This window comes from Providencia sp. NPDC089933 (genome assembly GCF_049545585.1).
Lineage (GTDB): Bacteria > Pseudomonadota > Gammaproteobacteria > Enterobacterales > Enterobacteriaceae > Providencia > Providencia huashanensis.
Genome location: NZ_JBMWDT010000014.1, coordinates 15,928 through 27,891, shown reverse-complemented (window position 1 = coordinate 27,891; position 11,964 = coordinate 15,928). Strand labels below are relative to the sequence as shown.

The following is an 11,964-nucleotide window of genomic DNA, read 5'->3' as shown; positions in this document are numbered from 1 at the left end:
TGACACCGGTGGTTTTACTGTTACTCTCCGCTCTCTGCACTAGCAAAGGTAATGCCTTCAATCAGGCAACCTAAACCGTAATCTTCCACGGCATAACCATCATTACTTTGTGCATAAGTCGCGATGCGGTTATATTCCGGTTCATTTTTGATAAAGCGGGTTAATTTGCCTTTCTGCCAGTACAGTGACAGATTTTTCATTGTGGTAATAAACACGGCACCATCAGGCATATAAGGCACCTGAACCGTAGGAATGCCACCTAAAGCACTTAGTTTTAACAATTCATTACCGGCGAGCAGTTCCATATTGGGATTTTGCTGGCTGTGCTGGTTGATAACCTTGAAGTTTTTCTGTGTGACCAATTTGCGACCAACAATGGCAACTAGACCCGCAGCCTGTTGATGCCACGGATCAAGTAAGCTACCCACAGCATCCATCACGAGCGCGTCAATGTTGGCATACAATCCTTTTTTAATGATTTTCCCATCTTCATCACGCGATGTTAGTGTGACTCCCTTCATCACACGCTGCGGAGCGCGTTCACGCATTAATTGCAGCCAACCGATATTGACATCTTGTAACAATGGGTAGGTTTCACGGTTGGATTTCAACTCGCATTTCTCACCGTTAAAACCAATCATCAAACGGTCTAAAGCTTCACGCTGTAAAATTTGCTGGTTAATCAAATTCTGAAACTCAGGATGACCTGCCCAGGCATCTAACTGCGTATAAGAAATCATGGTGTCAAAGTTGGTTTGCTCACATGAATATCGATTTGCAGCCAAGTCATGCACCGCTTGCGGCTCACGGCGTTCTGTCGTTGAGGTATTACGACCCGCAATAGGCTTGTTCACTGAGATTAAAATCGTTTCGCCTTTTTGCTCGGTAACACCAAACGAGTTAATTTCTTTTAGAAATGGGTGATTCTCCATCACAGCCTTTTCAATTTTTTGCTGCACTGACGGATCAACCGAAAATTGCAGACTGTCACCGGTACGGACGGTGTGATTTAAGCGCGCTTGATTATCTAAGTAAGATAAATACGCCTTTTGTACTTCTGGTGTGTATGACATGTTGGTCATTCCTTAATAATCGGGTTTAATTAATACTCAGACTGAACAAACCCGCCGTTACCGGTGGAAAGTTGGCGTTGTTCACCGCCTGCATCAGAATTACTCAGCTGCGTTTTCAGCGCTTCAAGCTCTTGCGTAAGCTTGCTGATATCACCCGCTTGAGCTTCATTTTTCGCTTTGAGCGCTTCCACTTCTTTTAACGCGTTAGCACACGTTGTTGCCGTGAGGTTAATCCCCTCTCTTAGCGCGGAAATTTCTTGTGATGCCGTATCACGCTGCATGCCTAATATTTTCTTCAGTCCATCCAAGAATTGCTCTGATAATGACTGTTTATCATTCTTATCTTTCACCGCTGCAGCCGTCAGTTTCACAACAGTTTCCAGTGATGCCGTATACGTATTGTTTGCATCATCTGGTAATCCACGTTCGCGATTACTCAGTTTGATAACTTGCGTACCAAATGCCGCCGGTGTGTCTGTTAACGCAACACCGGTCAGATAAGCCCCTTTTGCGGCATCATTCGGGCAATCTGGTAAAAATTCGATACTCGAAAAAATTTTTTGACCACTTTGATTAAGCGCTAATAATCCTGCGTCTTTTACGGGATCAATGGTGGCGGTAATTTCTAAGGCTAACTTTCCCTTTAATGGACCATCTTCCAATTCAATCGCACGAACGGAATCCACCATTGAAAAATGGCGCCATTGGCTATCAGGAAAAAGGCTAGTGATGTGTTCAAGGTTTAAACGGGCTGCATACAGCTGTGGGCTGTAGTTGTCCGCCATCTGTTGGATTTGGTCACGCGTTACAGCAAAACCGTTCAGCGTTCCACCCTCGGTACAGACGATGGCTTGTAGTGTTTTATTGTCCTTTGACATTGGGTTTTCACTCCGAAGATAGCGACAATTCTGTGTGCTTATATCTTCGCAAGTGCTTGTTTCCGATTCAAAACCTTTGCCTTGTTATGTCGATGTGACAAGTTAAAACCGTGGAGGACTACGCGCGCGATGTGGGAAAGTTGACACATGATGACAGATTCTCAACGCGATCCGAGACAGGAAGCGAAAAGCCTCTATTGGCAGGCTTACAGCATTTCACAAATTGCCGCTCACTTAAATGTGAGCGCTAACACTATTTATTCTTGGCGCCGGCGGGATAAATGGGATGAAACCGAGGTGATGCAACGCCTTAGTGGTGAAACCCATGTTCGTATATTGCGTTTAATGTCTAAAGAGAATTTGACCGCCCATGACTTTAAAGTCATTGATTTTTTAGGTCGTCAACTCGAACGCTTTAATAAATCGAATGAACACCACGAAAAAGAAAACAAACCAAAAACACCTAAAAACCATTTCACCGATGAGCAAATAGACCAACTGCGCGAACTCGTGCTTGATTCGCTCTATGAGCATCAAAAGAAATGGTACAAGCAGAAACACCGGCGTAACCGGATGATTTTAAAGTCGCGGCAAATCGGGGCGACTTGGTATTTTGCCAGGGAAGCATTAATTCATGCGTTGGAAACTGGCAATAACCAAATATTCTTATCAGCAAGTCGTGCCCAGGCATTGCAATTTAAAGTGTTTATCCAAGCACTTGCGAGGCTTGTCGGTGTTGAATTAAAAGGCGGTGACAAAATTATTTTAGCCAACGGTGCTACGCTGTTTTTCCTTGGTACATCAGCAGCTACCGCACAGTCATATACAGGTGATCTTCATTTTGATGAGTTCTTTTGGACGGCTAATTTTATGGAATTACGTAAAGTTGCCGCGGCAATGGCAACGCAAATTGGTTTGCGCCGCACTTACTTTTCGACTCCATCATCAGAAGAACATGAAGCCTATCCATTCTGGACGGGGGATTTTTTCAATAATGCACGGGCGGAAAGCAAAAAAATTCTCATTGATACCAGCCATAAGGCATTAAAAAACGGGCAATTAGGCGGTGATAACATCTGGCGGCAAATCGTCACTATTCATGATGCACTTAACTCTGGTTTTGACCTCGTTTCCCTAGAAGAAATTGAAAGTGAAAACACGCCTGATGATTTTGAAAACTTATACAACTGTCAGTTTGTTAAAGCCGGTGAACGCGCGTTTGATTACAACGCCCTCATCGCTCGTGGTGTTGACGGCTATAACCGAGATGTTTGGTCGGATTGGAAACCTTATACCAACCGTCCGCTAGGTAATAAACCAGTGCATATCGGTGCTGACCCAACTGGCACCGGCGGTAATGGTGACGGCTTAGGTATTGCCGTTCTTTCCCCGCCTGCTGTTCCTGGCGGTAAATGGCGAGTCGTTGAAGCATTACGTTTTCGTGGTATGGCATTTGAAAAACAAGCCGAAGAAATCAAAAAATTAACTCTGCGTTATAACGTTATCGGGATCACGATTGACGGAACCGGCGGTACGGGTGAAGCCGTCTATGAGTTAGTTAAAAAATTCTACCCTGCAGCAACCATGATTGGTTACTCCGCGCCGGTTAAACGTTTGATGGTGCTTAAAACACAAATGTTAATTCGTAACGGTCGTCTTGAATATGATGCCGGCGCACAACACATACCATCATCATTTATGACAATTAAAAAAGTGATCACACCTGGCGGTATTGTGACTTATGTGTCAGAGAGAACACGCGGTGTTGATCACGGCGATATTGCCTGGTCAATCATGAATGTTTTATATGGCGAGCCAATTGGCAGCGAAACAGTGAACGAAGGTTCCTGCATATCGGAGTTTTAATAATGGAAACTGAATTACCCGTTGTAACGAATACAACAAACTTACCCCCTGAAAATCAATGTGCAGCGTTTACCTTTGATAACCCTGTTCCCATTATGGGCGCCTATGATCTGCTTGATTGTATGGAGTGCGCCAAAAACGGCAGATGGTACGAAACACCGCTTGATTTTTATGGTATTGCTCGCGCATTCCATTCTGCAGTGCACCACCAATCACCTTTGTTTTTTAAACGTAATGTGATCATGAGTTGCTTTATTCCGCATAAGGCACTGACTTATAAAGAAATGAGCGCCTATGTTCTTGATTACTTGGTGTTTGGAAATGCGTATTTTGAGAAACGAGTTAATCGCCTTGGCGGTTTACTGCAGCTTAAGCGCTCACCAGCGAAATATACTCGCCGTGGTGTTGATCTGGATAACTATTTTTTCGTCCAAAACTTTCGTGACGCTCACGAATTTAAACGCGGTAATGTCTTTCACTTAATCAATCCCGACATTAACCAGGAAGTGTACGGACTGCCTGAATATCTTGCCGGTTTAATCTCAGCTACACTCAACCGTTCAGCGACAACCTTTCGTGTTAACTATTATGAAAACGGTTCACACGCCGGTGTGATTGTTTATCTCAATGACACCCTAGCCGATCCCAATGGCGTCAATGACTTAAAAGAATCGTTACAGAAATCACGACAAGGCGGGGCATTTAAAAACCTATTTGTTTATGCGGCAGGAGGAAAGAAAGACGGGATTCAAATACTACCGTTCAGCCAAATAGCGGCAAAAGATGAATTCATGAGCGTGAAAGATACAACACGCGATGATTTACTCGCCATGCATCGCGTACCGCCACAACTCATGGGTATCGTGCCAAGTGGTTCAAGTAACTTTGGTGATATAGAAAAAGCCGCTAAAGTCTTTTCTATCAATGAATTATCCCCAATCATTGAAAGTTTAAAATCAATCAATGAGTGGTTAGGTGAAGAAGTTGTACGCTTCAATACATACGCTTTGTTAGATGCCCTGGGTAGCAAGTGATGACGGAATAAAAATACTTATCCTCTGTATCAAGCTGCACGCTATCACATAGCTTTCAATTATTACCTATAGCTAGCCTCGTTTTAATTTAAAACGCTTCAACCTACCCCATACAGGCGCGAAATGCGCCTTTTTTTATGCCTCAAACGTGCGAAAAAACAACCCCACCTACAACCCATTGCGCGCGATTGCTCCCCCGCCTCGCCCGCACGCAAAAGGTGTGCTTTTTTGTGCAGTTATGCCGATCACCAAAACCCGCACCAGTACAGGCACTGAGTAATAAATCAGTTAACGTTAAATTTGTGCGATTTAATGCAAAATTGTGACCTAATTTTAGACAATAAAAAACCGCCATTATGGCGGTTTAAAAACAGAATCTAATTCAGCTACAAGCTAATCTATATGAAGACAATGAAACAACATTGTCATGATTAAGATTTGATTTTGATTGTGACTTGAATAAATTTTTTTCTGAATACTTTTCATTGATAAGCTCCCTTAACATTTCTGGTAAAATATTAAGACGCTTAGATAAAGACTCTATATCTGAATATACATCATTTAATAAAACATCCATTGCGTTATAAAAAAGCTCTGGTTTTTCATGTGGAATTAAACAATCTTCTTTTTCGTCAATAGCTTCTCCTTTACGCTTTAGTCCAAAGAATGCGGTTTTATATTGTGTATCAGTCAATAATGACAACTGATGAGCACGATAAATTATCGCAGCTTTACTAACCTTCCACGTTAATTTGAATTGACTTAGCCCTTTCCAATCGATTCTACCACCAATAGGTTTAGGAAAATATTTTGCCATTGCTGATCTAGGTAACAAAAGAGCTGAAGCAAACCTATTAGCTTGCGATTCCGTTATCCTATCCCCTGTTGATATACCACCATGAAAAATCAAATGTCCAACTTCATGAGCGATATCAAATCGTTGCCTACATGGTGATTTTTTAGCCGTATTCCTTACAATAAAAGGACGCTCTAAAGGTACAGATAAGGCATCTACGTCATCAGATACTGAATCAAAAGAAGTTACAAATGCCCCAAGCTTTTCCGCAAGCCTTGTCATATTATCAATAGGACCGAAACCTAATCCCCAATCAATTCGGCATTTTTCAGCTGCTTTTTCAATATCTTCCTGAGTTAATACCTTAATTTCAGGGAATTTTACTGGAGGTAAGTTTAAATTCTCCTCAAAAACATCAATTAAACGTCGGTATAACTCAGCTTTTGCCAAAGTTGCTAGTTTAGTCGCAACTCTTGTAGCACTTCTTTTTCTGAAATGAACTATTTCTTCATTGACTGGAGACGGCTCGTTATCATAAAAAAAATCAGGTAATACAAATAAAACACATGCTAATTCATTAGTAAGCTCTTTTGTTGGTAATGCATAACCTGATTCCAAGCGCTGAATATATTGGCGGGTTTTACCAACCCGCTCAGCAACTTGTTCCAGTGATAACTCGTGATACAGACGAGCCAATCGCAAATTAGAGCCGTTAAACACGTTTCACCTACTATTTCTTTATCTGTTTTTTGGTTTCATCAGGCAAGGATGCACTGATAGGATCAAGTTCAATAGTCACAGGCGTTGGTGGAGTATTATCTGTAGAATGTAATACTGGTACTCGACCTTCACCATAAGTCCATTTCGATATTTGTTCCTCTAGCGCATTATAACCAAGAAAATGCACTCTAGCGCCTTCACCTTCGAATTCTGGTTTCTCAATAACAAACCTGTGAACTATTGGAATATTTTGCTCTGGTTCCCACAATTGATCCACCTGATTCCGACGAAAGTAACCTTGTTTTTTCGGTTGCTCTGGGTCATCAGAAAAAAAGCGAACAGGTATGTTTTCGATATTAAAAGTAACATCCATCCCTGGGTTTGTTAATGATAGCCAATCATACTTATCGCTCATACATAACTTGATCAAAAGCTGTCTTTGGCGACCAAAAGTACAAGTTCCTTTTGTGTAATTATCATCTAATGGTGTTGATAACTGTTCATACGTATGATCCAACACACGTAACAACTCTTCTGCAATAATACTTAAACGCTCTTCTGTTAATTCAGGGTAAAAGTCCCACGGTGCCTTGTATTCAGCCATATCACGCCCTTAATGGTGCAAAAAATAAAGTTTGTCAACCTGAATAATGGTGCAAATTCTATAGTTTGTCAACCTAGAGGAATTCACATTTTTCTGTTTTTTAACCGCTCCTTATTTCGCATATTTTTATACATTGAATTTCAAAGCAATAAACCTACGCATAAAACTAAAACACACCAAAGACTGATGAATACTAGATACTTAGTTAGCATTTTTTGTCCTTAACTTTGTGATTCTCGCCAATGCATCAGCGCACCGTTGTTTATACTTCTGACTTCTAGCCTCATTTTGTGCTGCTATTTCTTGTTTTCGTTGCTCTTTTCCATCATCGTTTAACTCTAACCTCAGTCGTTTCCCGTCTAATTTCAGATAATAGTTACCATCACCAACGCCCATACCTTTAATGAACATAGTTTCAACGTGTGGAATGTCAAAATCGATACCTACCTCATTGGCAAAAGTGACTATTTCAGGCTGAATTTTTTTATCACTCTCACTTAATTCAATTTTTGATATCTGCCTTTGCTGATTACCCTGTGAAATTTCGTAACCTGCCGCGTTATTAGCGTCCTTTTCTATAAACGCGAAACCGTATTCCTTTATGTTACATACTTCGCCTGAACCCTGTTCAGGCTCGTAAAATTGCACATCTGATAGATTGGATGTGATCCGCGATCTACAGTTATTGACAGGACTCCGAGGCGCTCCGCTGTCGCTTCTTAAAAGATTAAGGTCAAGGTCAACGGCGCTTTTCTTGACGATTTGATACTTTCTGTCGCGTGTTTTGATGACTGGAGAAGCAGATTTTAGTTGGTTATAAATACCCACAACTTTGTGAACATCTTCCCCGTAAACATTTACGTCACTGATCTCACGAGCAACACGTATTGTTTCTTCACGCCTACGAATGCATGGACCACCTTGTGACATGACATATTCAAAGAAATCACCACTATCTGCAGCCGCGCGAACACGCTCGGCTACTTCGCCAAGTTGATCAGCAATAGATACACCACGCAGGCAAGAACGACGGCACTCTCGATAAGCGCCTTTAGATGGGAGTTTATAAAATTGAAATTGTGGTATGCGCCAAGTTGAAGCCCACGCAGTAACTGCAGCCGCCATGCTTTTTAAATCTTTGCCGGTTTCGTGGTCTATCTCACCATCGAGCGCATAACCATCAATATTTTTAGCAATGTATTTTGCAATGTAGCCCACGGCGCCGCCGCGATTCATGTGTTTACATTCAAAACGATATTTGTGTGCGCCAGCTTCGTCACCATCTTCTTTTAATGCGCGTTTACGCATAATCTCAATAGCTTTTGCACGGTTGGCTTTATCAACAAATAACAACATATGCCAGTGAGGAGTACCGTCATGATGAGGTTCAACAACACGAACACCATAAACATCAATGTTATTGTCATTAAATGCAGACCGAATACGCGACCAAACTTTAACTAAATACTGTTGCCCGTCCTTTGGTGTGTATGCCTCATTTTTCCATTTGCTATTAAGCACTGCGATCACGTCTTTTTTACGCTTGCGTAGCTTTGTTGGGTGATATTTTGATGGGCAAGTCATGGTGATAAACATACCAATGTCACCACGTTCTTTTGCTACGCGTTCAATACCCGCCATTTGAGCCATAAGCTCCATGCGTCGAATCTCAGGGTTAGAAACACTCGCCATAACTTTGTCGAAGAGATCAAAGCGTTCACCGGTTTCAACATCCTGAATATCCATTCCTTGTAGGTATTGCATATTGGACAAACGCTGCGCTTGCACTGCGCGAATAGCCTGTTTACTTGCGTAAGGATTGCGATTTTGGCAAACATCCATATTTGCAATCATTAAAGCTTCCAGCCACTGAGTACGATGGGCTTTTAACTTACGGTTCCAATAATCGACATTCACTAAGCGAGATACCGCAGCAATAACTTTGCGAACCTCTAAATTTTGTTTACCTTTGCCTTTCTTACGATTTTTCAAAACTCGGCAATAAGCTTGATAATAAAGCGGTGCAACGTGTAACCCCTGCACCAATTCAGCCAAATGCCCGTAGATTTCGGTTTGTACTGCATCTTGATAGATAATTTCACGATCGCCGTTATTCTGCTCTGTAAACTTATCGCAGTAGGTTTCATATAAATTAAAGAAACCTGCAGCAACTATTTCAGCAAGTTTTTTTACCGACTTGTCATTCAAATCAAATAACCGATTATATTGACTAATATCCGGTGATAACCGAGTTGATATTGTCAATAATGCTTTGGTTTCAATTTCATAGCGCGCATTAATGACAAGCAATCTTTGCCATATCTGCTCATGAAAGCGGTAATATAAAAAATCATAGGCTTTACGTATCCCATGTTCTTTTAATAAATTATCGTAGTGCTTTTGGTATCGATAGCGCAGAACACGCGGTAATGTTTCAATATCTCTTAAAATCGCTTGCCCCTGAACAATTTGCTCACGGGTAAGCGGTCTTTCGATGTCAGATTTATAATAATTATCTTTCTCAGGCTTATTCCACGGATACGGAAATACCATATCCGCAGTATAAGTCAGCGGTAATTTAGAAAAATCGAATACCTTAGACATTAAGTGCACCACCTAATGTTTCAGGTCTTAATAGATTGATTGCTGTTTCACAACGACGAGAAATGATATCTACCGCTTCACGGTAAACATCCAACGTTTTAATGCCTTTACCTTTAACGTTTTGAACATGATAAGAAACTAAGTCAATTGCCAGCATCCACGGATCGGAATGACAGCAAACGAGGCTATAACAACGAGTACGACGGTTATATGACAACAACCGCCAGATAATCTTATTATTTTCTGTATCAACATGACGCTGAATAGCAAAGCGCGTCCCACTGATATAAACACCATCGATAGGATCAAGCATCATTACTTAACCCCCTAAAACAGCAATAATTTCTGTTACTGGCTTTCTACTGCCCTTTGCAGCAATGCCGCGTGAAGCTGTAATTTCATAAACTTTAAATCCCATATCGAGATACATTTCTTTCGCATCAATTGAGTTAGAAATAGTTGAAGGCACATCCAATTCAGTCCAAAAAATACTTAATGACTTGGCTAAATCTTCATGTTCTTGCGCACTAAATCCAATCGCGTTATAGCGAGAAAATGTATTGAGATATGGAGGATCGCAATAAATACCATCCCCTCTAACAACTTGGTTTAAAGTTTCTTGCCAGGCTTGTGCTTTAAAACTTGCCTGCTGAGATTTTGCTAAAAATAGCCCTATTTCTTTTTTAGGAAAATATGGTTTTTTGTAATTACCGAATGGAACATTAAAACCTGTTTTTTCACTGTACCGACAAAGCCCGTTATAACAATGGCGATTTAAATATAAAAAATTTACAGCCATTCCTTGTAATGACATGTGTTTTTTAGTCGTATTAAATTTTTCTCTTATATCGTAATAGCTATGTTTCTGGTTGAACGTCTGAAAATAATATTCAGCATTTGAGATAAAATTATCTGGCAATGATTGCATTGTCAGATGAAAATTAATCAAATCATCATTGATATCAGCAATATGATACTGCTCATAGTCAGTATTCATCATCACAGCACATGAACCGGCGAACGGTTCAACTAAGCGTTTAGTTTTTGGCAAGTGCGGGCGTAGCTGCTCCATAATGCGAACTTTAGAACCTGCCCACTTGAGAATGGTTTTATTAGATTTAGCCACGAAAATTATCCTCAATTCGAATAATTGAAAAAGAAATCATCACAAATTCAGGTAATGGCTTTAGTTCAGGATAAACATCGTTAATCTTTGTGATGTCAGTAATTAAGCATGAAATAGCATTACCCGTGTAACTGGCATATGGCTTATTGATTGAATTGAATTCACGTAAAAACAACTCGTCACCCACCTGAAAATCTCTATCAGCACGGCGAAATTCTGCTGTTTTCAAACCATCTTGAACCAATCGAAAGTAACGAGGTGCCAGCTTAAGCTCATGTATTCTTTTCACCGTCACACACTCCGATAATGTTTGCTTTTAAGCTCTGATACCGTTTGGCAGTCAATACATAAAGTGCAACCGATGGATGCAATTCGGCGATTTTCAGGGATTGGCTTTCCGCAACATTCACAAATGAAAGCAGACACGCCACGCGGGCGGTCAGTAATCGCTTTTATTTGTTGTTCGCGGATTAACATTTCGTGGTCACTGGCGCGGTCAATCTCTTTAGACATGATTTAGCTCCGCTGCTTGGTTCTCTAAATAGTCAGCTTTACTCATCAATAATTGATGTATTTCTCCATAACTCAGTTTTTCACTTAAAACCTTGTAAGCTAGTGAACGCTGGCGATCAGCAAAACCACCAATGAGCGACTTACGCTCATCTTCTCGGTTAGCTTTTATGTTTTCTGCTACAGGAGTAAATATTGGATCAGGAAATGCTCTCATGTTCATTACCTATATTTTGATTGTAAAAAGCCCTGACGAATAAACGTCATTATTTTTAATAACTAAATTAAATTAGATTGGCATTACTATATGTGTTGGTAACAATGCATTTAATGCCTTTATTTGATTAAGTGCATTAATAAACTGTTTTTGTTCGCTAGTGATTAAATCATCAAATCTCATTTCTTTTTTTTCACTTAAATTAGCAAGATGAAAGATCATATCTAATATTCTTTTATCTTGTTTACGTAAATAATCTATGAAACCTGATAATTGTTGATTTGTTGGTTCTTCATTACGGCATTGTAGTAACTGAGTTCTCAACTCTGCTGCTTTGTTCAATGCTGCCGTGCGCTCTGTGAGTGTTCCTCCATCATTAGAGTACCGTTCGTATGACTTCCTTTTTACGCTAGGGGCATCAATCAGCTTTGATTGAAAACTAATAATCTCGGCTGTATTTACTTTCTCGCCTTTATTATCTATTTCTTTCATCGCCGTGTTACCCATATTAAACCCCGTAAAGTTTATCTATATAT

Annotated in this window: 13 protein-coding genes; 2 read left to right on the top strand and 11 right to left on the bottom strand. The window is 40.5% G+C overall.

What is annotated here, in order from left to right:
* Positions 1 to 20: 20 nt before the first annotated feature.
* The gene (locus ACPEH5_RS17930) at positions 21 to 1,073 is read right to left on the bottom strand and encodes a phage major capsid protein, P2 family (protein WP_154632858.1); all 1,053 of its coding nucleotides are present in this window, start codon (positions 1,071 to 1,073) and stop codon (positions 21 to 23) included.
* A 29-nt stretch (positions 1,074 to 1,102) separates the two neighbouring features.
* Positions 1,103 to 1,951 carry a GPO family capsid scaffolding protein gene (locus ACPEH5_RS17925; RefSeq protein WP_423727116.1) on the bottom strand — a complete coding sequence of 283 codons (849 nt, stop codon included), beginning with the start codon at positions 1,949 to 1,951 and terminating at the stop codon, positions 1,103 to 1,105.
* 150 nt (positions 1,952 to 2,101) lie between these two features.
* Here ACPEH5_RS17925 and ACPEH5_RS17920 point away from each other — a divergent pair, with 150 nt between their 5' ends.
* Together ACPEH5_RS17920 and ACPEH5_RS17915 are read left to right on the top strand one after the other, a co-directional pair.
* Positions 2,102 to 3,817, top strand: coding sequence for a terminase large subunit domain-containing protein (locus tag ACPEH5_RS17920; protein WP_423727133.1), 1,716 nt, complete (start codon positions 2,102 to 2,104; stop codon positions 3,815 to 3,817).
* Positions 3,818 to 3,819: 2 nt separating this feature from the next.
* Positions 3,820 to 4,851: a phage portal protein gene (locus ACPEH5_RS17915; RefSeq protein WP_423727115.1), complete on the top strand. Its 1,032-nt coding sequence runs from the start codon at positions 3,820 to 3,822 to the stop codon at positions 4,849 to 4,851.
* A gap of 382 nt (positions 4,852 to 5,233) precedes the next feature.
* Here the strand turns inward: ACPEH5_RS17915 and ACPEH5_RS17910 are convergent, their stop codons facing one another.
* The 9 genes from ACPEH5_RS17910 to ACPEH5_RS17870 all read right to left on the bottom strand — a co-directional run bounded on the left by ACPEH5_RS17910 (position 5,234) and on the right by ACPEH5_RS17870 (position 11,935).
* Positions 5,234 to 6,367 carry a helix-turn-helix domain-containing protein gene (locus ACPEH5_RS17910; protein WP_423727114.1) on the bottom strand — a complete coding sequence of 378 codons (1,134 nt, stop codon included), beginning with the start codon at positions 6,365 to 6,367 and terminating at the stop codon, positions 5,234 to 5,236.
* Between the two features lie 10 nt (positions 6,368 to 6,377).
* The gene (locus ACPEH5_RS17905; protein WP_423727113.1) at positions 6,378 to 6,971 is read right to left on the bottom strand and encodes a hypothetical protein; all 594 of its coding nucleotides are present in this window, start codon (positions 6,969 to 6,971) and stop codon (positions 6,378 to 6,380) included.
* 201 nt (positions 6,972 to 7,172) lie between these two features.
* On the bottom strand, positions 7,173 to 9,575 hold the full coding sequence (locus ACPEH5_RS17900; protein WP_423727112.1) for a replication endonuclease: 2,403 nt from the start codon (positions 9,573 to 9,575) through the stop codon (positions 7,173 to 7,175).
* Complete coding sequence (locus ACPEH5_RS17895; protein ID WP_112860296.1) at positions 9,568 to 9,891, bottom strand: DUF5405 family protein; 324 nt, start codon at positions 9,889 to 9,891, stop codon at positions 9,568 to 9,570. The genes ACPEH5_RS17900 and ACPEH5_RS17895 overlap by 8 nt, the downstream gene beginning before the upstream one ends.
* Before the next feature lie 3 nt (positions 9,892 to 9,894).
* Positions 9,895 to 10,701, bottom strand: a complete 807-nt coding sequence (locus ACPEH5_RS17890) for a DNA adenine methylase (protein ID WP_423727111.1) — start codon at positions 10,699 to 10,701, stop codon at positions 9,895 to 9,897.
* Positions 10,694 to 10,990, bottom strand: a complete 297-nt coding sequence (locus ACPEH5_RS17885; RefSeq protein WP_423727110.1) for a DUF3850 domain-containing protein — start codon at positions 10,988 to 10,990, stop codon at positions 10,694 to 10,696. Before ACPEH5_RS17885 ends, ACPEH5_RS17890 begins: the two co-directional genes overlap by 8 nt.
* A 2-nt stretch (positions 10,991 to 10,992) precedes the next feature.
* A complete protein-coding gene (locus ACPEH5_RS17880) occupies positions 10,993 to 11,214 on the bottom strand; it encodes a TraR/DksA C4-type zinc finger protein (protein WP_423727109.1) in 222 nt (73 codons plus the stop codon).
* Positions 11,207 to 11,428 (bottom strand): hypothetical protein, encoded by a 222-nt coding sequence (locus ACPEH5_RS17875; RefSeq protein ID WP_423727108.1) that lies wholly within the window; start codon positions 11,426 to 11,428, stop codon positions 11,207 to 11,209. Before ACPEH5_RS17875 ends, ACPEH5_RS17880 begins: the two co-directional genes overlap by 8 nt.
* A 72-nt stretch (positions 11,429 to 11,500) precedes the next feature.
* On the bottom strand, positions 11,501 to 11,935 hold the full coding sequence (locus ACPEH5_RS17870) for a DUF5347 family protein (protein ID WP_423727107.1): 435 nt from the start codon (positions 11,933 to 11,935) through the stop codon (positions 11,501 to 11,503).
* Between the last annotated feature and the right edge of the window lie 29 nt (positions 11,936 to 11,964).